The organism is Neorhizobium petrolearium, from assembly GCF_029854435.1.
Lineage (GTDB): Bacteria > Pseudomonadota > Alphaproteobacteria > Rhizobiales > Rhizobiaceae > Neorhizobium > Neorhizobium petrolearium.
In genome coordinates, this window is record NZ_CP123000.1 from 1,073,631 (window position 1) to 1,098,450 (window position 24,820).

Genomic DNA, 24,820 nt, shown 5'->3' on the forward strand with positions numbered 1-24,820 from the left:
TGAGACTCTTTAAAACGAGGTTGCCGGGATGACAGAATCCGGGACCTGCCGCGAAGCGGAACAAGCAATGCCCGAATGTGTTCACACACACTTTACCGTGATCGGGCAAAAACTTGTGCATGCGAGCGGAAACGAATCCCGGCCGGCTGCAATCTCGGAGGAATCATACTAGCGCTCGATCCCACGCATCCCGCGGCAGTTAAGGATATCAGGTGCTCCGTCTTGAAGTACCGGGCGTTGACACTCTATGTAGGGAATGACCTATTCCATTTGATTCCGGAGCGCCTCTCTGCCTTCGGCAAGTGCTTGACAAAGGACGGACATGAGAAATCCAATTGATACCGCAATGGCCTTGGTGCCGATGGTCGTAGAGCAGACCAATCGCGGTGAGCGCTCTTATGACATCTTTTCGCGCCTCCTGAAGGAGCGGATCATCTTCCTGACCGGTCCGGTGGAGGACCAGATGGCGTCGCTCGTCTGCGCCCAGCTTCTCTTCCTCGAAGCGGAAAACCCGAAGAAGGAAGTCGCCCTTTACATCAATTCGCCCGGCGGCGTCGTGACTGCCGGCATGGCGATCTACGATACGATGCAGTTCATCAAGCCCGCTGTCTCGACGCTCTGCATCGGTCAGGCGGCGTCCATGGGCTCGCTTCTGCTTGCGGCCGGCGAGAAAGGTATGCGCTTTGCGACGCCGAACTCCCGCATCATGGTGCACCAGCCATCGGGCGGGTTCCAGGGACAGGCCTCCGACATCGAACGCCACGCCCGTGACATATTGAAGATGAAAAGACGTTTGAACGAGGTCTACGTGAAGCATACCGGCCGCACGTACGAAGAAGTCGAAAAGACGCTCGACCGTGACCACTTCATGGATGCCGACGAGGCCCGGGAATGGGGCGTCGTCGACAAGATCCTGACTTCGCGTCAGGAAATCGAAGGCGGCTCGGGAGATTGAGTGGAAGCGTGAACCTGTGTGTCTCACCCCGTTGTGAGCAAAAAAGGGTTTCAAGTCGCACGGAAAGCGCTATTAGTACCTATTAATGCTGTGTTGAACTTTTATGACATAGCATGCGTTTCCTGAGGGTTTCGTTGCCGCCGATCTGCATGATGTGCCCGGATCGGTAGAGTACCCTTAAGGGCAGGCACGTGAAGCCCGTCAGATGGGTTTGGCGGGCTTGTAGAGTGGACCGCGCCCGTTCTGACTTGAGCGCGGAGTGCTGGAAGGAAAGTGATATGAGCAAAGTCAGCGGCAGCAACGGCGGCGACTCCAAGAATACTCTGTATTGCTCTTTCTGCGGAAAGAGCCAGCACGAAGTCCGGAAGCTGATCGCCGGGCCGACGGTGTTCATCTGCGATGAATGCGTCGAACTGTGCATGGACATCATCCGCGAAGAGAACAAGACCTCGATGGTCAAGTCCCGCGACGGGGTTCCGACACCGCAGGACATCATCAAGGTTCTCGACGAATACGTCATCGGCCAGAAGCAGGCCAAGCGCATCCTGTCGGTCGCGGTGCATAACCACTACAAGCGCCTGGCGCATGCCTCCAAGGGTGGCGATGTGGAGCTCGCGAAGTCGAACATTATGCTGGTCGGCCCGACCGGCTGCGGCAAGACCTATCTTGCCCAGACGCTCGCCCGCATCATCGACGTGCCCTTCACCATGGCGGATGCCACGACGCTCACCGAAGCCGGCTATGTCGGCGAGGACGTCGAGAACATCATCCTGAAGCTCCTGCAGGCGGCTGACTACAATGTCGAACGCGCCCAGCGTGGCATCGTCTACATCGACGAAGTGGACAAGATTTCCCGCAAGTCCGACAACCCGTCGATCACCCGCGACGTGTCGGGCGAGGGCGTCCAGCAGGCGCTGCTGAAGATCATGGAAGGCACGGTCGCCTCGGTCCCGCCCCAGGGCGGCCGCAAGCATCCGCAGCAGGAATTCCTGCAGGTCGACACGACGAACATCCTGTTCATATGCGGCGGCGCGTTTGCCGGTCTCGACAAGATCATCTCCGCCCGCGGCGAGAAGACGTCGATCGGCTTTGCCGCCACGGTGCGCGCCCAGGACGAGCGCCGGGTCGGCGAGGTGTTGCGTGAACTGGAGCCGGAAGACCTGGTCAAGTTCGGCCTGATCCCGGAATTCATCGGCCGTCTGCCGGTCCTGGCGACGCTCGAAGACCTGGACGAGGATGCGCTGATCCAGATCCTTTCGGAACCGAAGAACGCTCTCGTCAAACAGTACCAGCGGCTTTTCGAGATGGAGGACGTGGAACTGACCTTCCACGAGGATGCACTGCGCGAGATCGCCAAGAGGGCGATCGTCCGCAAGACCGGCGCACGTGGCTTGCGCTCCATCATGGAGAAGATCCTGCTCGATACGATGTTCGAGCTTCCGGCGCTGGAAGGCGTGCGCGAAGTGGTGATCTCCGAAGACGTCGTAAAAGGCACGGCTCGCCCGCTCTACATCTATGCCGACCGGCAGGAAGAAAAGGCCAACGTCTCGGCCTGAGCTACGCAAGCTGGATGATCATCTTGGAGAGGCCCTGACAGGGGCCTCTTTTCGTGTCGATGTACACACTTGCTTTTTTTAATTATTCCACCATTTTCGCATTGCGAAGAGTTGCGCCGGGTGCATCTTGCATTAGAAAATGCGCAGGAAGATCAACAGTAACTCTATAGCGGCTTGGCCTGCTTCGGTTATAGTTGCTGACGGTCGGTGACCGCGTGCTGTGTTCTTGGCGTCCCGTATAAGCGTTTCGAGTGCGCGCTTTGTAATGCTACTGTCACAATGCTGATGCGGCGGCAGCACTGCAAGGCTTGAAATCAAATTTCGGAAACGCCACTTTGGGCGGGAGTGAAGTGCCTGGGTGATTGCCCTGTGATCTGCCCAGGCGACGTATCCCGGAAACGGGACGATGGAAAGGAATTGAAATGACGAATTCAACGTCTGCGGCACCTGGCGGCGAAACCTATCCGGTGCTGCCTCTGCGCGACATTGTGGTCTTTCCGCATATGATCGTGCCTCTGTTCGTCGGACGGGAGAAATCCATTCGCGCGCTCGAAGAAGTGATGGGATCCGACAAGCAGATCATGCTCGTCACCCAGATCAATGCCGGCGACGATGATCCCGAACCCTCGGCAATCTACAAGGTCGGCACCGTTGCCAACGTGCTGCAGCTCCTGAAGCTTCCCGATGGCACCGTGAAGGTGCTCGTCGAAGGCCGCGCGCGCGCCCAGATCGATGGCTATACGGACCGCGAAGAGTTTTACGAGGCGACGGCGAACGTTCTCGACGAGCCCGAAGAGGACGCCGTCGAGGTCGAGGCTCTGTCCCGTTCGGTGGTTTCCGAGTTCGAGAACTACGTGAAGCTGAACAAGAAGATCTCGCCGGAAGTCGTCGGCGCCGCAAGCCAGATCGAGGATTATTCGAAGCTGGCAGACACGGTCGCCTCGCACCTGTCGATCAAGATCACCGAGAAGCAGGAAATGCTGGAGACCGTCAGCGTCAAGCTGCGTCTCGAAAAGGCGCTCGGCTTCATGGAAGGCGAGATTTCCGTCCTGCAGGTGGAAAAGCGCATCCGCTCGCGCGTCAAGCGCCAGATGGAGAAGACCCAGCGCGAATACTACCTCAATGAGCAGATGAAGGCGATCCAGAAGGAACTCGGCGACGGCGAGGAAGGCCGCGACGAGATGGCCGAACTCGAGGAGCGCATCTCCAAGACGAAGCTTTCGAAGGAAGCCCGCGAAAAGGCCGATGCGGAGTTGAAGAAGCTTCGGCAGATGAGCCCGATGTCGGCGGAAGCCACCGTCGTGCGCAACTATCTCGACTGGCTGCTTGGCATTCCGTGGGGCAAGCGGTCGAAGATCAAGGCCGACCTCAACAACGCCGAAAAGATCCTCGAAGCCGATCACTTCGGCCTCGACAAGGTCAAGGAACGCATCATCGAGTATCTGGCCGTCCAGGCGCGCGCAACCAAGATCAAGGGCCCTATCCTGTGCCTCGTCGGCCCCCCGGGCGTCGGCAAGACCTCGCTTGCCCAGTCGATCGCCAAGGCGACCGGCCGCGAATATGTCCGCATGGCGCTCGGCGGCGTCCGTGACGAAGCCGAAATCCGCGGTCACCGCCGCACCTATATCGGCTCGATGCCCGGCAAGGTCATCCAGTCGATGAAGAAGGCGAAGAAGTCCAACCCGCTCTTCCTGCTCGACGAGATCGACAAGATGGGCATGGACTTCCGCGGCGACCCGTCTTCGGCGCTGCTCGAAGTGCTGGACCCGGCACAGAACTCGACCTTCATGGACCATTACCTGGAAGTCGAATACGACCTGTCCGACGTGATGTTCATCACCACGGCAAACACGCTGAACATCCCGGCACCGCTGATGGACCGTATGGAAATCATCCGCATCGCCGGTTACACCGAGGACGAGAAGCGTGAGATCGCCAAGCGTCACCTTCTGCCGAAGGCAATCAAGGAGCATGCGCTGCAGCCGAACGAATTCTCGGTGAGCGACGATGCCCTGATGGCGATCATCCAGCAGTACACCCGTGAAGCGGGCGTCCGTAACTTCGAACGTGAACTGATGAAGCTCGCACGCAAGGCGGTGACCGAGATCATCAAGGGCAAGACGAAGTCGGTCGAGGTCACGGCTGCCAACATCAATGACTATCTCGGCGTTCCGCGCTTCCGCCACGGCGAGGCCGAACGTGAGGATCAGGTTGGTGTCGTCACCGGTCTCGCCTGGACGGAAGTCGGCGGCGAACTCCTGACGATCGAAGGCGTCATGATGCCGGGCAAGGGCCGCATGACGGTCACCGGCAACCTGAAGGAAGTCATGAAGGAGTCCATCTCGGCGGCGGCATCCTATGTCCGTTCGCGCGCTGTGGATTTCGGCATCGAACCTCCGCGCTTCGACAAGTCGGATATCCACGTCCACGTTCCGGAAGGGGCGACCCCGAAGGACGGCCCGTCGGCGGGTGTCGCCATGGCCACCGCGATCGTCTCGGTCATGACCGGCATTCCGGTCAACAAGGACGTCGCCATGACCGGCGAGATCACGCTTCGCGGCCGTGTTCTGCCGATCGGCGGTCTCAAGGAGAAGCTCCTTGCGGCGCTGCGCGGCGGCATCAAGAAGGTTCTGATCCCGGAGGAAAACGCCAAGGACCTGGCGGAGATTCCGGACAATGTGAAGAACAACATGGAGATCATTCCTGTCTCGCGTATGGGTGAAGTGATCCGCCAGGCGCTTGTCCGCCAGCCCGAGCCGATCGAATGGGACGGCACGGTGGAAACGCCGGTGATTGCGACCGTCGAAGGGGTCGACGACGTCGGAACTGCGGTCGCCCACTGATCGATCGTCTTTTGGTCATGCCAAATTGGCACTATCCACGGAAAAAGCCGGTTTCAAGCCGGCTTTTTTTGTGAAAACTGCCGCATACCCCTTGTTTTTCAGGCGATTGCGGAGCTTTTGGGTTGCCAAGGCCTGACACCGAACTATTGTCGGCGCCGAAATACATGAGTCGTTCCAAAACCGCTGAAAGGGGTGGAAACATGAACAAGAACGAATTGGTATCCGCAGTGGCCGAAAAAGCCGGTCTCTCCAAGGCTGATGCCGCATCTGCTGTTGATGCCGTTTTTGAGACCGTACAGGCTGAGCTGAAGAAGGGTGGCGACATTCGTCTCGCCGGCTTCGGCAGCTTCTCCGTTTCCCGTCGCGAGGCATCCAAGGGCCGCAACCCGTCGACCGGCGCCGAAGTCGACATTCCGGCACGCAACGTGCCGAAGTTCTCGGCCGGCAAGGGCCTGAAGGATGCTGTCAACAGCTAACGCGCTGCCTCCGGGCAACCCTGTAGCAGTCTCAATAACGGAAAGGCCTGGGTTTCCCGGGCCTTTTTCGTTTTCTCAGAACATCGTAGGTTGGGCAGCTCCAACGTGTGAAAACCGTCATCCCTCTGTCATGCGCATGCTCCAATAACCAGCGACGGTTTTATGGACAGGAGGGCTCCTATGACATTCCGTATTCACGCCGCGCTGACAGCGGTGCTTCTCGCCTCGGTCGCAGCGCCTGCCAGCGCAGAGCAGGTCTTCAACCGCATCGCATCCTTCCCCGTTGCCAGCAATCTTCCTGCGGACAAGGACAAGCTGACGACCACGTCGGCGGAAATCATCACCGCCAGCGAAGACGGCAATACGCTGATCTATTCCGACAGCCCGCTTGGCGCGATCGGTTTCATCGACATCACCGATCCCAAGGCTCCGAAGGCGCTCGGCGCGCTGTTCCTTGACGGCGAGCCTACATCCGTAGCCGCAGTCGGCTCCAAGGTTCTCGCCGCCGTCAATACGTCGGAAAGCTACGTGAAGCCGTCCGGCAAGCTGAATGTCGTGGATATCGCGTCGAAGAAGATCGAAGCAACCTGCGACCTCGGCGGCCAGCCGGATTCGATCGCTATTTCGAAGGACAAGACCTTTGCTGCGATCGCCATCGAAAACGAGCGCGACGAGGACGTGAACGACGGCGCCATTCCCCAGATGCCGGTCGGTGATCTGGTCATCGTGTCGCTGAAGGATGGTGCCGCCGACTGCGCCTCCATCAAGCATGTCTCGCTGACCGGCCTTGCGGAGATCGCGCCGGAAGATCCGGAACCGGAATTCGTTGCCATCAACGATGCCGGCGAGATAGCCGTCACGCTGCAGGAGAACAACCACATCGCCATCATCGATGGCAAGACAGCGACCGTCGTCGGCCATTTCTCCGCTGGCAAGACCGATCTGGAAGGCATCGACAACAAGACCGACGGCCAGCTTTCCTTCACCGGCAAGGCGGAGGGCGTATTGCGCGAACCGGATGCCATCAAGTGGCTGGACAACAACCGCCTCGTTATCGCCAATGAAGGCGACTGGAAGGGTGGTTCGCGCAGCTTCACGATCTTCGATCGTACTGGCAAGGTTCTCTACGAGTCCGGCGCGTCGCTGGAACGCGAAATCGCCCGCATCGGACATTTCCCGGACAAGCGTGCGAAGTCGAAGGGCGTTGAACTGGAAGGCATGGAGTTCGCTTCCTTCAATGGCCAGAACTACATCTTCATTCTTTCCGAACGCGCTTCCGTCGTGGCCGTCTACAAGGATACCGGCGCCGAACCGCAACTTGCCCAGCTTCTGCCGTCGGGCATTTCGCCGGAAGGTGCTGTCGCCATTCCTGGCCGTAACCTGTTTGCCACCGCCAACGAAGTCGATCTTGGCGAAGACGGCGGTGCACGCTCGCATGTGATGATTTACGAGCTTGCCGAAGGCCAGCCGAACTATCCAACGCTCGTTTCCAAGGATGTCGACGGCAACGTGCTCGGCTGGGGCGCTCTGTCCGGTCTCGTCGGCGATGCTGAAAAGGACGGCATCCTCCATGCCGTCAGTGATTCCTTCTATGGCATGCAGCCGTCGATCTTCACCATCGACACGACCAGGACGCCGGCTGAGATCACCAATGTCCTGCGCGTGACCCGCGGAGGGCAGCCGGCCCAGAAGCTCGACATCGAAGGTATCGCGCTCGATGGCAAGGGCGGCTTCTGGCTTGCGTCGGAGGGTGATGCCTCCAAGCTGGTCGGGCACGGCCTCTACAGCGTCAGCGCCAAGGGCGAGATCAAGACCGAGATCGGCCTGCCGGCGGATCTGCTTTCCAACGAGAGCCGTTACGGCTTCGAAGGCATCACCACCGTTGGCTCCGGCGACGACCTGACGCTCTGGATGGCAATCCAGCGCGAATGGAAGGACGACCCGAAGGGCACCGTGAAGCTCGTCTCCTATAAGCCGAAGAGCAAGGAATGGGGTGCCGTCCGCTATCCACTGGAGAAGGCAGATGCCGGTTGGGTCGGTCTGTCGGAAATCACCGCGCATGGCGATTACGTCTACATCATCGAGCGCGACAACCAGATCGGCGACAATGCCAGGCTGAAGAAGCTCTATCGCGTCGCAATCGCCGACCTCAAGCCGGGCAAGATCGGCAGCGAACTGCCGCTGGTGAAAAAGGAAGAAGTCCACGACTTCATCCCGGACCTGAAGGTGACCAACGGCTATGTCCTCGACAAGCTCGAAGGCTTTACCTTCGACAAGTCTGGCAAGGCCTTTGCCGTCACCGACAACGACGGCATCGACGATAGCTCCGGCGAAACGCTGTTCTTTCCGGTCGAGCTGAAGGCCACCAACTGAGCATCCATGGATGCCAGAATAAGGAAAGGCCGGGTTTCGCCCGGCCTTTTTGTGTAAGGAGATGCGATGGATATTGGCATAGAGCTGGCACCCGCGGCGCAAAAGCCTCTGCTGAGAGATCTTCTTTCCCAATATCTCGCAGAGTTCGAAAGATATGGCGGCTCCGGCGCTGATTACCCGTATTTCGATGCCTATTGGCAGGAGATCGAAAGCCGCTGGCCCTATCTCATACGACGGGACAGCGAATGCATCGGCTTCGCCTTCGTCAATACTTGGTCCCCGTCGGGCCGAAGCACGGATTTTTCGATAGCTGAATTCTATATCGTTCCGGACGCGCGACGGCATGGCGCTGGACGCGACGCCGCCACCGCCGTCCTGCGCGCCCATCCTGGCCGCTGGGAATTGAGCGTCATGGCGTTGAACACGCCGGCCCAAGCCTTCTGGCCGCGGGCGATCGATGCTGCCGGCGGAGGGGACTTGGAGCGGGTGAAATCGGATAGCGAGACTATTTACCGGTTTAGGATCGGCTGACGGAAGAAAAGCCAAGTACCGTCGGCAGGGGAATGAGGGGCGCCGCCGATCATCTGATCCCTCACCAGCGCTGATGCACATGCGGGGCAACCAGCCGCGCATAGATTTCCTTCGTTGCCGTCATAACGTCGGCAGAAAGTGCGGCAAGTTCGGCCGCCGCAGCATTGTCCTTCGCCTGCGCCTCGTTGCGCGCGCCGGGGATGACGACGGTGACCGCCTCGTTCATCAGGATCCATTTCAGTGCGAAGGCGGCCATGGAGGCGCCGGCCGGCACCAGCTTGCGCACCTCGTCGACGGCTTGAAGGCCCACCTCGAAGGGTACGCCCGCAAAGGTCTCGCCGACATCGAAGGCCTCGCCATGCCGGTTGAAGTTGCGGTGGTCGTCCTTGGCGAAGGCCGTTTCACGGGTGATCTTGCCGGACAGCAGGCCGCTGGCGAGCGGCACGCGGACGATAACCGCCACGTTTTTCCGCTTGGCCTCCTTGAAGAACAAGTCGGCCGGTCGCTGGCGGAAGATGTTATAGATGATCTGGATGCTGACGACGTCGGGATATTCGATCGCCTTCAAGGCCTCCTCGACCTTTTCGACACTGACTCCGTAGTTCCTGATCTTGCCGGCGCGGCGAAGATCGTCGAGCGCGCCGAAGACGTCCGGGCGGTAAAGGACCTCGGTTGGCGGGCAATGGAGCTGCACGAGGTCAAGGCTGTCGACTTCGAGGTTCTTGAGGCTGCGGTCGATAAAGGCTTCGAGATTGGCTCTGGTGTAACCGTCGGCGACATGCGGGTTCAGCCGCCGGCCCGCCTTGGTCGCGACCATCGGGCGCGCGCCGCCACGCGACTTTAGAACGCTCGCGATGATCTTTTCCGAACGGCCGTCGCCATAGACGTCTGCGGTGTCGATGAAGGTGACGCCGGAATCGAGCGCGGCTTCCAGCGCCGCCCGGCCATCCGCCTCGCTGACATCGCCCCAGGAGCCGCCGATCTGCCAGGCGCCGAAGCCGACCTCGCTGACGGTGAGGGATGTGCGTCCGAACGCGTGCTGTCTCATGATGTCCTCCGATATATCCACAGGCCGCTCAAGCCGGAGCTTCCGTCGCGCCCGGCATTTGCCTAAAACACATGCTCAAGCTGGCAATCAAAACAAGCGATTCGATGACCTTCCGTTTTATCCATGCCGCCGACCTGCATCTCGGCAGTCCCTTCCAGGGGCTGGCGATGAAGGACGCGGCGATCGCGGAACTCTTCATTGAGGCGAGCCGCAAGGCTTTTTCGGCACTGGTGGATCAGGCGGTCGAACGCCGGGTGGATTTCTTCATCGTTGCGGGTGATGTCTATGACGGCGACTGGAAGGACAACAAGATCGGCTTGTTCTTCAACCGCGAAGTGGCACGGCTGGAGCGCGCCGGCATCCCAGTCTTCCTCCTGAAGGGCAATCACGACGCCGAAAGTGTGATCACGAAGACGATCACGCTGCCGAAGAATGTCAGCGAATTTCCGGTCAACAAGCCCGGCACGTTCAAGCTGGAACACTTGAAGGTGGCGCTGCACGGCCAGGGTTTTGCCGAACGCTCGGCAACCGAAAACCTGGCGCTTGCCTATCCCAAACCGGAGCCCGGCTGGTTCAACGTCGGCGTGCTGCATACCTCACTGACCGGCCGCGAGCCGCATGCGCCCTATGCGCCGTGCTCGGTCGAAGATCTGCGCTCGCGCGGCTACGACTATTGGGCGCTCGGCCATGTTCATGATTTCGAGATCGTCGCGAAAGACCCCTTGGTGGTTTTCCCGGGCAACCTGCAGGGCCGTTCGATCCGCGAGCAGGGGGCGAAGGGCGCCGTGCTGGTCACGGTCGAGGACGGTCGCGTCACCCATGAGCGGATCATCACCGACAGCGCCCGTTTCGGCGAGCTTGCCGCGACGGTCGAACCGGACGACGATATCCCGGCCATTCTCCGGCGACTGGAAAATGCACTGGAATCCGTTGCCGAGAAGATGGAAGGACGGCCGCTGGCGCTCCGTATCCGATTGACCGGCAGGAGCCGTTTCCGCAACGAGCTGACGGCGCGCGCCGACGATTTCCGCGACGAAGTGCAGGCCGCCTGCCATCGCTGCCACGAGGACATCTGGCTGGAGAAGCTGGACGTGCGGCTGGAGCCGGAGACAGCCGGTGCCACGGTACCGGTGGACATGCTCGGCTTGGCAGGCCTCATCCCCATGGGGACATTCCCGCCGGAACTATTGGCCGACGCCGACGCCAGGATCGCTGAGATCACCGCGCGTCTGCCGGGTGGCATCGGCGCCGGCGATCTTGCCCTCGGTGACGACGCGGAAACGCTGCTGGCCGAAGCCCGCGATCTTTTGCTCGCGCGTGCGGCGAGGGCTGGCTGACAGATGCGTTTCAACCGTCTCGACATTATGCGTTACGGCGCGCTGACCGACCGGGCTCTCACCTTCCGGCCCGATGCGAAGCTGCATGTGATCTACGGTCCCAACGAGGCCGGGAAGTCCTCGGCTCTTTCGGCGATTTCCGATCTGCTCTTCGGTTTCCCGAGCGCCGCCGAAATGAGTTTCCTGCACGATCCGACTTCGCTGAGGGTCGGCGCCGAGATCGTCGCGCGCGAAGGGCAGACGCTCGCTTTTCGCCGCCGGCGCGGCCGCAAGAATACGCTGCTTTCTTCGACAGAGGCCGAAGAGGCGCTGCCCGAAGATGCGTTGGCGCCATTCCTCGGCACCTTGTCCCGCGAGGTCTTCGAACGTGCCTTCGGGCTCGATTCCCTGTCGCTGCGGGCTGGTGGGGAAACCATGCTGAAAAGTGGTGGTGAGATCGGCAGTCTATTGTTTTCCGCCGCGTCCGGTCTGACCGGGCTTTCTGGCCTGCGGAGGCAATTGGAAGCGGAGGCCGATGGCATCTATGCGCAACGCCGTTCGAAGGATCGTCTCTTCTATCAGGTAATCGATGCCCATGATGAAGCCCGCAGAGCCGAACGCGACAGTGAGCTGAAATCCGGCGACTGGAAGAAGCTCTTGGCCGAACAGGCCGGGATCGAGGCGGATCTGGCCGCGGTCCAGGCCGAACGGCAGGAGACCAGGCACTCGCTCGACCGGTTGCGCAGGCTTCTGGCGCTGGAGCCGTTGCTGCGTGAGATCGACCGGGAACAACAGCTTCTTGCCCAATACGAAGCGCTTGCCGCGCTGCCGGCCGGTTTCGAGGAGCGGCTTGAGAAGGCGCTGGAAGCCGGTAGGAAGAACGGTGAGGCCCGTGGCGCGGCCGAAGCGGACGTGGCGCGGCTCAGGGAGGAGATCGAGACCGTTCATGTGGACGAGGCGCTGATCGCGGCGGCACCCAGGATCCTTTCAACCCATGCGGAAAAGGGCGCATATCTGAAAGCGCGGGAGGATATTGCCCGGGTGCGCGGCGAGGTCGATGACTTCGACCTTCGCCTTTTTCAGGCCGCTCGCCGGCTTGGTTATGCAAGCGCCCAGGAACTCGAGCGTGCCCAGCCGGCCGATGCCGATCTGGCGCGGCTGAAGAAACTGGTGGAGGAGGGGGGCGAATTCGACCGTAGCCTGAAGCAGCTCCGCCAGCGCATCGAAGAAGAACGCGACGCGCTGCGGCGGCTGGAGGCGACCGGGGCCGATGGTCGCCTCATCGATCCGAAGCCGTGGACGGAACAGCTTGCGGCGCTAAGGCCCGACATCAATGCGATGACGGAGCTCGAAAACCTGCAGGTAAGGGTGGCCAGGGCCGAGGCGAATTTCAACGCCGCCGCCGACCGTCTCGACCCGCCCGTACGCGACATCCAAAAGCTCTGGACCGTGCCGCTGCCGGATATCGCGACACTGGTGAGCCATCGCCGCCTGATCGAGGAAGCCAGGGCAGAAAGCACCAAGGCGCAACAGATGCGAACGGCGTTGCGCGATGAGGCGAAAGCGGTCGCCGGGCAGCTTGCGGGACTGGAAGGACAGGGCAAGATCGTTTCCCGCGAAGATATCGCAGTCGTTCGGGCGCGACGCGACGAGCTCGTCGAAATGTTGGGTGCAAGACCCTCCGCGGACACGCTCGAAGAGCTGAAAACGGCAATCGACCAATCCGACCGGCTTGCCGATGCGGCACTTGCCGATGCCGAGCGTGTCTCCCGCCATGCACAGCTTACCCTGCGGCAGCGGGAACTGGAGCAAAGCGTTGCAGCAGCCGACGCCGCGGCAAAAGAGGCCGAGATCGCAGCCTCCGATGCGGTGACCGAATTCGAAGACCTTTTCCATGCGGCGCCCGTTTCGCCGTCGACGCCGGAACGGATGATCGAATGGCGCCGCGCTGTGGACGGGCTTTCCCATTTGGCGGAAGCGCTGGACGAGGCGAGGGACGGGCTTGAGGCGCTTCGCCTCAAGGAAGAGAAGCTGAAGCCTGTGCTTCTGGCCCTGGCCGATGGTATCGGCCTGGACTCTGCGGCCTTGCCGTCGCCCGCTCTTGCACGGGCACTCGATCGCCGGATCAGTGATATCGCCGATCGCTGGACGGAAAGCCGCTCTCTGGAGGGCAAGCGCCATTCCGCCGAGGAGGCATTGCAGCGGCTGGAGCAGCGGGAAACTGAATTGCGCCGCGAGATCGATCGCTGGCGTGCCGACTTCGCCAATGCGGCGGCGCTGGCTGGCCTGCCGGAAGACGCGACCGTCGATATGGCGCTCGCCGCGCTCGATGTCTGGCGCACGGTGCCCGATCTCTTCTCCGAGCGGGAAAACCGCAACCGCCGGGTGCGCGGCATGGCGCGCGATATGGAGGCGTTCGAGGAGGAAGTCCGGACGTTCTGCACGGAGATCGCGCCGGATCTTGCCTCTGTCCCGGCCGATGTCGCGGCAGGCCTGCTGAACGAGCGGGCCGTGGCCGCGAAGACTGCCGAAAACCAGCGGGCCACGCTGACGGCGGCGCTGGAACGTGCCGAATTATCGCTGGCGCGGCACGCTGCAGAAGGGACGGCACTTGAGGCGGAGCTCGCAGAGCTTGCCGAATCGGTTTCGAAAGCCCCTTCCGATCTCGACGCCGTGCTCGAAGATCTAAGGCAGCGCGCCCGGATTGAAGCCAGCCTTCGCCAGTGCCGCGTGCGCTTTGCCGAGCAGGCGGATGGCTTGGATGAAGAGGGAGTGCGTGCGGCGCTTGACGGCTTCGATCGGGTGGCCGCCGGGCTGGAGATCGAACGGCTGGAGGCTGAGGATGGTCGGCAGGTCGACAGGATTTCGGCGCTGCGGACCGCCGAAGCGGATAATCTCCGCCGCCGGCGGGAACTGGAGACGAGCATTGGCGCGGAACGCGCGGTGTTTCAGAAGCACGCGGCCGAGGCCGAAGCGAAAGAACTCGCGCGACGATGGGTGGTGTTGAAGCTTGCTTCGAGCCTCCTCGCAAACTCGATGGAAGCTTATCGCGAACGCCAGGCCGATCCGGTTATGAAGCGGGCAGGACAGGTCTTTTCCGATCTCACAAGCGGCCGTTTTTCACGTCTTGTCCAGCTTTACGACGATGAGGACGAGCTGCAGCTCGCCGTCGAACGGCGCACCGGGGAACAGGTGAAGCTCGAGGGCTTGAGCGAAGGCACCGGTGATCAGCTGTATCTCGCGCTGCGGCTCGCCTTCCTGGAGGACTATTGCAGTCGCAACGAACCCGCACCGCTCGTCCTCGACGATATCTTCCAGACCTTTGACGACGAGCGCACCGCGGCTGGCCTGCGTACGCTCGCAGCGGCAGGCAAGACATTCCAGACGATCCTTTTCACCCACCAGATGAGCCTGGTCGAAACTGCCCGCCGCGAAATCGGCGGTGAGCTCGATCTCATCCAGCTGGAAAGAGGCTAGGCGGCGAAGACGCAGGTGGGGGCTGGCGAGGGGCGGCCTGGAGGGAGAGGCAACCGACGGTCATGCCATAGATCGGCCTGCCTGCCCTGTCCGGCGGCGGTAATGCGGGGTCGCCACAGGTGATCGTCTGCGGCAGAGGCAGGATGACGAGATTGTACCGCCGCTTGTCGATGATTTCCTGCCTGAACGCCATCCAATAGTTTTCCGAGGTCGATGTGAACTCGGTGCGGGCGGTAAGCTTTTGCGCCAGATAGGCGCGGGTCTCCGGCGCCATCGGCAGGTCGAAGCGCTGCATCGCGGCGATCGCCTCGTTGAGGACAACGGTTTCCGTCAGCGGATTTGTCAGGCTGAACTTGAGCCGGAAATTGCGAAAGGTATCCGGCAAGCCGCCTCTCGCCTGGATGAAGAAGGAGGCCGGTTCGGACGAGTTATCGAATTCCTCGAAAATCAGGCACTCCCAGTCGTCGTCCGAGGTGGTGAATGTTGGCTGTGTACCCTTTTGGGTTCGCAGGAGATTGCAGCGTTCTTCGGCGGAAAAGGCTGCTGCTTTTTCGAATAGCGCCATGCGTTCCAGACCTGCTCTGAGAAGCCAGGGCGGAAAGCGACTGGCGGGCGGCTGCCGGCGTTGCCTGTCGATGCGCAGTGCCGGCGGCGCGGCAAGGAGATAGTCCTCAAGGCCGACCTGCCGGACGAGGCGCTCGAAATTGCGGCCGTTGTTGACGGCAAGCACGGTTGCTGCAAGTGCTATAAGCGTGCCGGCAAGGAAGAGGCTGAAGGCGAAGGCTGCCATGCGCTGCCTGCGGCGCCGGGCGGCTGGCGTCAGGATTTTTGCCTGGTCCTCTTCCGGCATGGGCTCCATTTCCGATCGAGGAATCTCCGGCGGGTGGCCCCGCGCATAACATATTACCGGACAACGGGAAACTGCTCCGTGTTGGTCCGGTTAAGGCAGGGTTACTCTGGATCGCGACCGAAAGATGGTGGTGGATACCGGCGGCGAGCTTTCGCCGGGCGGTGGGACACGAGCCCGGAATACACAGCGCTCTATGAGCTGCTGGATGGGATATCGGACGCCGGCCCTGTTAACCAAATTCATTAGAAGGCATTTAACTCAACTTGTTTAGGTTCGCTCGTGAATATTAGGGTGCCGCGGACTATGGCCTTAAAAGCGCACAGGAATTTTATTTTCGACGGCACGGTGTGATCCGGCTTGTTGTCGAGAGCCTGGTGTGCTTTTGAAAGGCGGTCGGAATCCCCGAAGTGTCCGCGTTGCCCTTCGGGCACGTGGGCCTGACTTGGAGTATCGAATTTGGTTCGAATGACTGCGATCATGATCTGTGCGGTTTTGGCGGGTTGCCAGGCCGTACCTGGCGAAGGGCCTTTGACGGCGGATATCAAGAAGGATGCAGGTCAATCACCCACCCAGATCGGACGGATCGATGCGGCAGTATTCGACATCGTCAATGTCGACAACCGAACGGCAAAGCTTGTGTCCGACTATGTCGCCACGGCTCTCAATCGCCGGTTCGGATTTGGCGGCGGCGCCGGCCGCGCGGTCATCGGCGTGGGGGACCAGCTGAAGATCAGCATCTTCGAAGCGGGGGCCGATGGCCTGTTTTCCACAACCGAATCGAAACAGACCAGTCTTGATGTCGTCGTGCAGCAGGATGGCACGGCGGCCATCCCCTATGTCGGTTCCATCCGTTTTGCAGGCAAGACGCTTGAGGAGGCTCGGCAGGAGATTCTCTCATCATTGAGGAGCCGAGCCGTCGAGCCGGACGTCATTGTTTCCAGCGTCAACACGGCATCGCGCAAGGTCACTGTTTCGGGTGCTGTGGGGAGTTCCGCGCAAGTGCCGCTTGGCCTGGTCGGAGAAAAGATCACCGACGTGATTGCCAAGGCCGGCGGTCCGAGCGGCCAGCCCTACGAGACCTATGTCACGCTTGTCCGCGGCAAAAAGACGGGCACGGCGCTTCTGTCGTCGGTCATCGACAATCCGAGCGAGAACATCTATGTCCAGCCCGGAGATCAGATTTTCGTAGCCCGCGATCCGCGGACCTTTACTCTGCTCGGTGCTGTCAGGGCGAACGCCCGCATCAATTTCGGCGCCAGCGACCTCAACCTGCTTGAAGCCGTGGCGCTTGGCGGCGGCGGCAATGATGCAGCGGTTGACGCCAAGGGCTATTTCCTTTTCCGTTATGAGGAAGCGGATATCGTGATGAGCCTGCTCGGCAGACAACGTTTCAACGAATTGCTCAGCAAGGGGATGAAGCCTGACAGGCTTGGCCGTTATCCGATCGTTTATAGTTTCGACATGACCCATCCGGATAGCCTGCTCGTCGGGCAGACCTTCCCGGTTAAGAACCGTGACGTGATCTATGCTTCCCGCCATACTTCCGTCGACCTGCGGAAATTCCTGGCGCTCATCGGCGCACCGATCGGTATTGCATCGCAAGGGGCAGGAGTCGCCTACAATCTCGAGCGGATCAGTGACTAGGCTGTCCACAGCCTAGAGTGAGTGGAATAATTTTTCGGATCCATCCAGTCACGGACAGGATTCGTCGAGCTTTTGATGCAGGATGTGAATTTTTGTTGTGCGAATGGCGTATGAACAGGCGAAGCCCGTTTTATGCGAAAGGTTGAATATATGCAGTTTTTTTCGTGACAACCCTTAATAAGTGTGTTGTTAGAGTCATCTGGCGAGATGGCGCGACTGCTTTGCCACGGTAAATGTGACGAACACCGAGTGACCATGACGATCGAAATCATCGGCAGGGCCTGCGTTGCCCCAGGCGCAAATTCTGTACAGGAGCTACAGAAGGTTCTGAGTGAGGGGCGCTGCACAATCACTCGGATTCCCGATGATCGTTGGGAATGTGCCCGCTACTGGCACCCGGCCCAGGGCGTTCTCGGAAAGACCTATACCTTTGCCGCCGGCGTTCTCGACGATATCTACGCCTTCGATCCGGCAGTTTTCGGTCTGTCGCAACGCGAAGCGATGCAGATGGACCCGCAGCAGCGTGTTCTTCTCAACCTGGTCTGGCAGGCGCTGGAAGACGCGAACCTGCCCTGGAGCAAGCTCTCGGAAGAGCGTGTCGGCGTCTATATCGGGGCTTCCAGCCTGGAAGCCGGCAACCTGATCTCGGAAGATCCTGCCTCCGGCAGTCCGTATTTCATGACCGGCAATACGCTGTCGATCGTCTCCAACCGCATCTCGCATGTCTTCGGTCTCAAGGGGCCGAGCATGACGATCGACACGGCCTGTTCCTCCTCGCTCGTTGCTCTCGATCAGGCCGCCGCTGCCCTTGAAAAGGGGGAGATCGATACGGCCATCGTCGGCGGCGTCAATCTGCTCGTCCACCCGCTGTCCTTCGTGGGCTTTGCCCAGGCGCGCATGCTGTCGCCGGAAGGGCTCTGCCGTGCCTACGACACCAATGGTCATGGTTATGTACGGTCGGAAGGTGGTGTCGCGATCGTACTGCGCCGGTCCGACAGGGCGCGGCGTGAACAGGATCGCAGTTATGCGCGTCTGCATGCGGTTGCCGTCAATTCCTCCGGCCGCACGAACTTTATCAGCCTGCCGTCCCGTGAAGCCCAGGCAGCGCTCCTGCATTCGATCTACGAGAACAATGCGATCGATGTGAACCGTCTCGCCTTTATCGAAGGCCATGGCACGGGCACGCGTGTTGGCGACCCGGCTGAAGTCTGGGCGATCGGTACGGTGATCGGGCAAAACCGCCGTGCACCGGTTCCGATCGGGTCGATCAAAACGAATATCGGCCATACCGAGCCGGCATCTGGCCTGTTCGGCCTTCTGAAGGCGATGATCGCGCTTGAGGAAAATTTCCTGCCGGCCTCGCTGCATATCGAAAAGGTCAACGAGGACATCGATTTCGATAGCCTGAACGTGCGGGTCAACACGTCAGCGGTGAAACTGCTGCCGGCCAAGGAGGCCCGCTTCGCCGGTGTCAATTCGTTCGGTTTCGGCGGAACAAATGCGCATGTCGTGATCAGCGATCCGGAGCGGCTGGCGCCTCTCGATTCGCCGAAAACGGAAGGCTCTTTGTTTGTCGCGAGCGCCCACACCGTTTCGGCGCTGTCGAGGCTCCTCGAAGACTACAAGACGTGTCTTTCCATGTCCAAGCCCGAGCAGGCGCGCCGCATCATCAGCGCCACGGCCGCCAACAGGGAGATCCTGCGCCATCGCTTCGCCGTCGAGGCCAGGGACAGCGAAGGCGTGCTGACGGCGATCGAGGCTCACCTTGCTGGCGAGGCCTCACAGGGTGAGCGCGGCGAGGCGCCGGCCCAGAGCGCGAAAATCGCCTTCGTCTTTTCCGGCAATGGTGCTCAATGGGCGGGCATGGGCGTCGAGGCTTACCGGGAAAGCCGGCATTTCCGGCAGTGTTTCCAATCCTTCAGCGCTCTCTTCGAATATCACCTCGGGGAAAAGCTCACCGACCTCCTCGATGCGTCGGATCTTGCGCTTCGACTTGGCGATACCAAGATCGCCCAGCCCATGCTGTTCGCGGTCCAGGCCGCGCTCTCGGATTGCCTGGTCGCGCTCGGCGTTCGACCGGACGCGGTTTTCGGTCACTCTGTGGGCGAGATTGCAGCTGCCTATGCGGCCAAGGCCCTGACCGCTGCCGAGGCGGTCGCGATCGTTGCCAAGCGCTCCAAGTATCAGGATATTTTCGCCGGCCAGGGCAAGATGGCGGCGGTCGTCCTGAACGAGGAGGCCGCACGCGCCTTTGCGAAATCGCAGGGCCTCGACAATATTTGCATTGCGGCGATCAATGCGCCGAATTCGGTAACGATTTCCGGTCCGACCGAACAGATCCATGCATTCCGCGATGCGGCCCGCAAGGCACAGATCGTCGCCCACGTCCTCGACATCAACTATCCGTTCCATCATCCGATCATCGATGAGGCCAGGGACGCTTTCCTCGCCGACCTGCCGCAGATCGAGCCGGAAACGGGGACCTGCGCCTATATCTCGACTGTGACCGGTGAAATTCAGGATGGTCGCGGGCTGGATGCCGAATACTGGTGGCACAATGTCCGCGAACCGGTTCTGTTCAAGGCGGCCGCCCAGGTGGCGATGGAGATGGGCTGCAACCTCTTCATCGAGATTTCGCCGCGCCCGATCCTGTCGAACTATCTGAGCGATATCGCCAAGCATCAGTCCGTCCAGGCCGTCGTCACCGCGACGCTGCAGCGCGAGGCGCCGATGCCGGGCCGGGACCCGGTCGCGCAATCCTTCGCGCGCGCGGTCGCCCACGGTGCTTCGCCGCTCCTGTCACGCCACAGCGGCAAGCGCAACGCCTCCGTCGATCTGCCGAGCCTGCCGTTCGAGCCGATCGAGCTGAAAAGCCCGCCGACAACCGACGAAATCGACGTTTTCGGGCGCAACAACAGAAAACCCTACACGCTGCTCGGCTGGCGGAGCGACCCCAATGCTCCGCATTGGAAGAATCATATCGATGCGCGGCTTTTCCCGGACCTTGCCGAGCATGTGGTGGATTCGCGCGCCATCCTGCCGGGCAGCGGTTTTATCGAGATCGCCGTCACGGCGGCACAGCGCTATCACGGCACAGACGAAGTCGAAATCTCCAATCTGGAGATCGTCCGGCCGCTGGAACTGCGACAGGACCGGGTGGCCGAACTGTCGACCATGTTGTCGCCGGAGACCGGTTATATCGAGATCCGTTCGCGCGAGCGGTTGAGCAGTGACGATTGGACGGTGCATGCGGTCGCACGCACGCGCCGCCCCGTCGACGGCGAGAACGGCGTGCCGATGGAACTGCCGCAAGGCGGACAGGGTACGGTCGTGACCTCCGGCGAAGCCTATGAGACGGCTGAGCGTTTCGGTCTCCAGTATGGCCCTCGCTTCCAGCTTCTCTCCAGGGCGACGGCCTATGGCCGCACCTTTGTCGAGGTGGACCTGAAGCCGGCGGAGGCGCCGGCCCACCCCTTCGTCGAATACAATCTGAACCCGTTCTCGGTCGATGCCGCTTTCCATGGCCTGGTTGCTCTATTCGATCAGCTTTCCGGCAATGAGGCGGGCGCGCCCTACATTCCGGTGCGCTTCGGCTCGATCTGTGTTGTCGGCAAGGGCAGTCCGATCACCAGGGCAATGATCGAGATCGAGCGGTTCAGCGGATTTTCCCTCAAGGTCCGGTTCTGGATGTTCGACGCGGAAGGAAACGTCGTCGCAACCTTCGACGATTGCCGCTTCCGCCGCACGTCGCTCCGCCGTCATCACACCTTGGCCTCTGTCGCGTTTCACTATGAGTCCGTTCCGTCGACGCTGTTCGCATCGGAAAGCGGAGACCGGCCCGGCCTCGCCACCGTGTTCGGGTCGGCACGGGGCCAGTCGTCCAACAATGCGACGCTGCTTCTGGATGCGGCCATTTACCGGGCCTGTCACGAGATCGCGGCCATGCTCGCGGACAACAGAGGCGTTATTTCCACTCGCCGTCTGCCGGGAGATGCGGAGTTCCGCTCCTTCCTGACCAATTGCCTGTTCGTTCTGGAAGACGCGGGCATTGCCACGGCGGATGAAGGCGAATGGCATATCCCGCGGGAATTCACCCTGCCGCCGGTGAGCGAGATCCTGCAGGAGATCTATCGCGAAGATGCCGGCCGCGTCGCGGAAGCGGTGCTTGTCAACAACGCCTATCGGGATGCGCTCGCACGTCTCTCCATCGCCTCTCTGCGCGGTAGCGATGAAAGCGTCGCAAAGGCAGAGACGACCAGCGAGGCGATGCTCGACCACGTGCTGGTGCATTCGCCGCTCGCTGAACGACGCCTTTCCGCCGTGGTCGAAGCGGTTGAAGCGGCTCTTGCCGAACGGAATGACGCGGTTCGCTCCATCCTGGAAGCCGGAACGACCTCCGTGGCGTTCAGTCGCCGCCTGGCGGCGATCGCTGCGGAAAAGGGGGCGATGCTGATCATCGCCGAGCCTCGCGAAGGCGTGCGCCGGACCCTCGAAATCGCCTTCGAACATGACGTGCATGTCGTTCTTCCCGAGATCGAGAAGCTTGGCGAACAGCCGGCTGTCGACCTGGTGATTGCTGCGGGCACAGAGAGCCAGAGGCTTCTGGCGAGCGATGAGGAAATCCGTGCGGCGATCCGGCTGGCGTCCGCGAAAGGCGCTGGCTTGTTGTTTGCCGACCGTGCGCCGTCCGCCTTCAACGACTTCGCATTCGGCCAATCGGAAGGCTGGTTCGAAAGCAGCCAGTCTTCGGAATTCCCGATCGGCCGGCTTGGGGCTTCGCGTCAGGTGGAAGACCTGATCGCCACCCTCGGCTTCGAAAGGCCGCATGCAGAGGAACGGGCCTACCCGGAAGGCGCGCTTATCCTGGCGACGGCGACATCGGCAGCATTGCCGCGGGAAGATGTCGCAAACGAAGCCGCCACTCCGATCCTCATGCTTTCCGAAGCCGATCGCAGGATCGCCGCCACCGACGCGATCGAGGCCGTCGATATCGACGCCGACGAGGCCGCGCTTGCCGATGCCTTCGCGCGCCGGGAAGGCCAGACGCTCCGGCTGGTCTATGTTGCGGAGCGCACGGGGCCTCACGAGGCCTCGGCGCTTGCGCAGGACCGCTTGCGCAGGCTGGGTCTTCTGGCGGAAACGCTGTCGACATATCCCCGCAATATCGGGACGGCGGCTGTCAGGCCGACGCTTCTGATCGTCGCACCGGGCGGTTCGCCGCTTGCCGGCGACAGGACGGACGGGGCCAATGCCGGCTTGTGGACGTTCGCCCGCGTTCTGCAGAACGAATACGACGCCTTCGATGTCCACCTGCTGGATGCCGAAACCGACGAGATCACCGCATCGTCACTTCCCGCAGAGATATTTGCTGCATCCACGACCAATCGCGAATGGATGATGGTGGATGACCGCGTTCGGGAAGTCCGCGCCGCTGCCGGCCCGTTCCCGTCTTCCGACGTCATGCGTTCCGATTATCCGGCGGCGACCATCCGTCAGTTCGTTGGGGGCCGCGTCGACAGCATCGCCTGGGAGGCATGCGATCTTCCGGTACCGGACAAGCACGAGGTGGTGATTGCGGTCGAGGCGACCGGCCTCAACTTCCGCGACGTGATGTGGGCCATGGGCCTCCTGCCGGAAGAGGCGCTGGAAGACGGCTTCGCCGGCGCGACGATCGGCATGGAACTGGCCGGACGCGTCGTTGAAGTGGGCTCGGCGGTGACCGATCTTGCCCCGGGCGACCGGGTCATGGGGATTGCGCCGGCTGCCTTCTCGACCCATGTCCGGGTCCGCCGCGACGGTGTCACGAAATTCCCGGACCGGATGGGCTTCTGCGCCGCTGCAACAGTGCCGGTCACCTTCCTGACGGCCTATTACGCCATGGTCCATCTCGGCCATATCGAGAGGGGTGAGACGATCCTCATTCATGGCGCCGCCGGCGGCGTTGGCCTTGCGGCGCTGCAGATCGCCAAGCTGAAGGGGGCGACCGTCATCGCCACTGCCGGCACCGTCGAGAAACGCCGATTCCTCGAAGCGCTGGGCGCCGATCATATCTTCGATTCGCGATCGCTCGACTTCGTTTCCCGCGTGCGCGGCGTCACCAATGGCGAGGGCGTTGACCTGGTGCTCAACTCGCTCTTTTCGGAGGCCATGGAACGCAGCATCGAACTGGTGAAGCCGTTCGGTCGCTTCCTCGAACTCGGCAAGCGCGACTATTATTCCGACCGCAAGATCGGGCTCAGACCCTTCCGCCGCAATATCAGCTATTTCGGCATCGATGCGGACCAGCTTCTGGTCAATTTGCCGAAGGTCACCGGCAAGATTTTTGCCGAGATCGGGCGCCTGTTTGCCGACGGCAAGCTGACGCCGCTGCCCTATCGCGCTTTCGCCCATGACGAGATCGGCAGCGCCTTCCGCCTGATGCAGAATGCCGGTCATATCGGCAAGATCGTGGTCCGGCCGCCGGCAATCGGCAGGGACAAGGTTCTCGCCGCGCCGGGCAAGCCGCTGCGCTTCTCAGGCGACGGCGTGTTCCTGGTCGCCGGCGGCATCGGTGGGTTCGGCCTCGTGGCTGCGGATTGGCTGGTCGCAAAAGGTGCGCTCCGTATCGCGCTCTGCTCGCGCCGCGGGGTCGCGGACGCCGAGACGCAGGCGGCAATCGCCGCATGGCAGAAGAAGGGCGTCAATGCGACCGTGTACGCCTGCGACATTACCGACGAGGCCGCGACTGCTTCGCTTCTGGAACTCCTGCGGTCCGAAGGTCCCGTGAAGGGCATCGTCCACGCCGCGATGGTGCTCGACGACGCGCTTCTCGCCAACCTGACGCCCGAGCGCAACAAGCCGGTCGTGGATGTGAAGGTGAGGGGAGCCGAGGTGCTGCACCGCCTGACCGCCGGGGACGATCTCGAACTCTTCCTGCTCTTCTCGTCCGCTACCACGATGATCGGCAATCCGGGCCAGGCGAACTATGTCATCGCCAATGGTTACCTCGAAGGCCTGGCCCGCGCGCGCCGTGCCGCCGGCTTTCCGGCGTTGGCGGTCGGCTTCGGTGCGATCGCCGACACGGGCTTCCTTGCCCGCAACGCCGAAGTTAACGAGATACTTGCCAAGCGCATCGGCAAGACGGCGATGAAGGCGCGCGAAGCATTGGAACAGGTCGAGCGTTACATGGTCGCCGATACCGGCAGCACCGATGCGGCCGCCGTGATGATCGCGGAAGTCGATTGGAGCGCTGTTCGCATGCTGCCGATCGCCAGGGGCGCGATCTTCGAGACGATCATCCGCCAGGCCGGCAGCAACAGCGCCGTGGCCGACGGTGATACGATCGATCTGGAGGAAATGATCCACGGCAAATCGGCTGAGGAGGCGCAGCAGATCCTTCACAATCTGGTGGCGGCCGAGATCGCCGCGATCCTGCGCGTGGCGGAAGATACCATCACGCCGGAAAAGGTCCTGAAGGAGATCGGTCTCGACAGCCTGATGGCGATGGAACTCGGCATGGGCTTCCAACAGAAGACAGGATTCGATATTCCTTTAAGCGGCGTCGGCGACGATACGACCGTCGGCGATGTCGTCACGCGCCTGCGTGAGCGCGTGTCGAAGCACAACGATGAGACCGAGGATTCGGCCCCCGCCCAGAGCGAGGTGGTCGACAGGCTTGTGAAGAGCCATTCGGTTTCCCGAGAGCAGAAAGCAGCGACGCAGTGAAGAACGAAGGTCCGGACGACGAAATTTCCTCAGGGCTCGGCGTTGAG

Annotated in this window: 12 protein-coding genes; 10 read left to right on the forward strand and 2 right to left on the reverse strand. The window is 61.5% G+C overall.

The window, feature by feature from the left end; translation table 11 throughout:
* Nucleotides 1-322: 322 nt before the first annotated feature.
* The 6 genes from clpP (at nt 323) to QEO92_RS05605 (ending at nt 8,734) form a co-directional block, all read left to right on the forward strand.
* Nucleotides 323-955, forward strand: coding sequence for an ATP-dependent Clp endopeptidase proteolytic subunit ClpP (gene clpP, locus QEO92_RS05580; protein WP_037150763.1), 633 nt, complete (start codon nt 323-325; stop codon nt 953-955).
* A 278-nt stretch (nt 956-1,233) separates the two neighbouring features.
* Nucleotides 1,234-2,511, forward strand: a complete 1,278-nt coding sequence (clpX, locus tag QEO92_RS05585; RefSeq protein ID WP_210050942.1) for an ATP-dependent Clp protease ATP-binding subunit ClpX — start codon at nt 1,234-1,236, stop codon at nt 2,509-2,511.
* 422 nt (nt 2,512-2,933) lie between these two features.
* Entirely contained in the window at nt 2,934-5,354 is a 2,421-nt protein-coding gene (lon, locus tag QEO92_RS05590; protein WP_037150768.1) for an endopeptidase La, read from the forward strand.
* Nucleotides 5,355-5,554: 200 nt separating this feature from the next.
* A complete protein-coding gene (gene hupB, locus QEO92_RS05595; protein ID WP_007753405.1) occupies nt 5,555-5,830 on the forward strand; it encodes a DNA-binding protein HupB in 276 nt (91 codons plus the stop codon).
* A 180-nt stretch (nt 5,831-6,010) separates the two neighbouring features.
* Complete coding sequence (locus tag QEO92_RS05600) at nt 6,011-8,203, forward strand: esterase-like activity of phytase family protein (protein ID WP_227702440.1); 2,193 nt, start codon at nt 6,011-6,013, stop codon at nt 8,201-8,203.
* Nucleotides 8,204-8,269: 66 nt separating this feature from the next.
* On the forward strand, nt 8,270-8,734 hold the full coding sequence (locus QEO92_RS05605; RefSeq protein ID WP_037150776.1) for a GNAT family N-acetyltransferase: 465 nt from the start codon (nt 8,270-8,272) through the stop codon (nt 8,732-8,734).
* Between the two features lie 61 nt (nt 8,735-8,795).
* On the opposite strand, the gene QEO92_RS05610 is transcribed toward QEO92_RS05605, so the two are convergent.
* Nucleotides 8,796-9,782 carry an aldo/keto reductase gene (locus tag QEO92_RS05610; RefSeq protein WP_037150779.1) on the reverse strand — a complete coding sequence of 329 codons (987 nt, stop codon included), beginning with the start codon at nt 9,780-9,782 and terminating at the stop codon, nt 8,796-8,798.
* A 104-nt stretch (nt 9,783-9,886) separates the two neighbouring features.
* Here QEO92_RS05610 and QEO92_RS05615 point away from each other — a divergent pair, with 104 nt between their 5' ends.
* The gene (locus tag QEO92_RS05615; protein WP_037150960.1) at nt 9,887-11,119 is read left to right on the forward strand and encodes a metallophosphoesterase family protein; all 1,233 of its coding nucleotides are present in this window, start codon (nt 9,887-9,889) and stop codon (nt 11,117-11,119) included.
* Between the two features lie 3 nt (nt 11,120-11,122).
* Nucleotides 11,123-14,575: a YhaN family protein gene (locus QEO92_RS05620; protein WP_227702441.1), complete on the forward strand. Its 3,453-nt coding sequence runs from the start codon at nt 11,123-11,125 to the stop codon at nt 14,573-14,575.
* On the opposite strand, the gene QEO92_RS05625 is transcribed toward QEO92_RS05620, so the two are convergent.
* Nucleotides 14,553-15,425 (reverse strand): DUF6030 family protein, encoded by an 873-nt coding sequence (locus QEO92_RS05625; protein WP_227702442.1) that lies wholly within the window; start codon nt 15,423-15,425, stop codon nt 14,553-14,555. The genes QEO92_RS05620 and QEO92_RS05625 overlap by 23 nt on opposite strands.
* Nucleotides 15,426-15,881: 456 nt before the next feature.
* On the opposite strand from QEO92_RS05625, the gene QEO92_RS05630 reads away from it, so the two are divergent.
* Together QEO92_RS05630 and QEO92_RS05635 are read left to right on the forward strand one after the other, a co-directional pair.
* On the forward strand, nt 15,882-17,069 hold the full coding sequence (locus QEO92_RS05630) for a polysaccharide biosynthesis/export family protein (protein ID WP_037150794.1): 1,188 nt from the start codon (nt 15,882-15,884) through the stop codon (nt 17,067-17,069).
* Between the two features lie 255 nt (nt 17,070-17,324).
* The gene (locus QEO92_RS05635; RefSeq protein ID WP_227702443.1) at nt 17,325-24,773 is read left to right on the forward strand and encodes a type I polyketide synthase; all 7,449 of its coding nucleotides are present in this window, start codon (nt 17,325-17,327) and stop codon (nt 24,771-24,773) included.
* The last annotated feature ends 47 nt before the right edge of the window (nt 24,774-24,820 follow it).

Coding starts and splice junctions, on each gene's coding strand:
- clpP (WP_037150763.1), top strand. CDS start 323: ATGAGAAATCCAATTGATACCGCAATGGCCTTGGTGCCGATGGTCGTA.
- clpX (WP_210050942.1), top strand. CDS start 1,234: ATGAGCAAAGTCAGCGGCAGCAACGGCGGCGACTCCAAGAATACTCTG.
- lon (WP_037150768.1), top strand. CDS start 2,934: ATGACGAATTCAACGTCTGCGGCACCTGGCGGCGAAACCTATCCGGTG.
- hupB (WP_007753405.1), top strand. CDS start 5,555: ATGAACAAGAACGAATTGGTATCCGCAGTGGCCGAAAAAGCCGGTCTC.
- QEO92_RS05600 (WP_227702440.1), top strand. CDS start 6,011: ATGACATTCCGTATTCACGCCGCGCTGACAGCGGTGCTTCTCGCCTCG.
- QEO92_RS05605 (WP_037150776.1), top strand. CDS start 8,270: ATGGATATTGGCATAGAGCTGGCACCCGCGGCGCAAAAGCCTCTGCTG.
- QEO92_RS05610 (WP_037150779.1), bottom strand. CDS start 9,782: ATGAGACAGCACGCGTTCGGACGCACATCCCTCACCGTCAGCGAGGTC.
- QEO92_RS05615 (WP_037150960.1), top strand. CDS start 9,887: ATGACCTTCCGTTTTATCCATGCCGCCGACCTGCATCTCGGCAGTCCC.
- QEO92_RS05620 (WP_227702441.1), top strand. CDS start 11,123: ATGCGTTTCAACCGTCTCGACATTATGCGTTACGGCGCGCTGACCGAC.
- QEO92_RS05625 (WP_227702442.1), bottom strand. CDS start 15,425: ATGCCGGAAGAGGACCAGGCAAAAATCCTGACGCCAGCCGCCCGGCGC.
- QEO92_RS05635 (WP_227702443.1), top strand. CDS start 17,325: ATGACGATCGAAATCATCGGCAGGGCCTGCGTTGCCCCAGGCGCAAAT.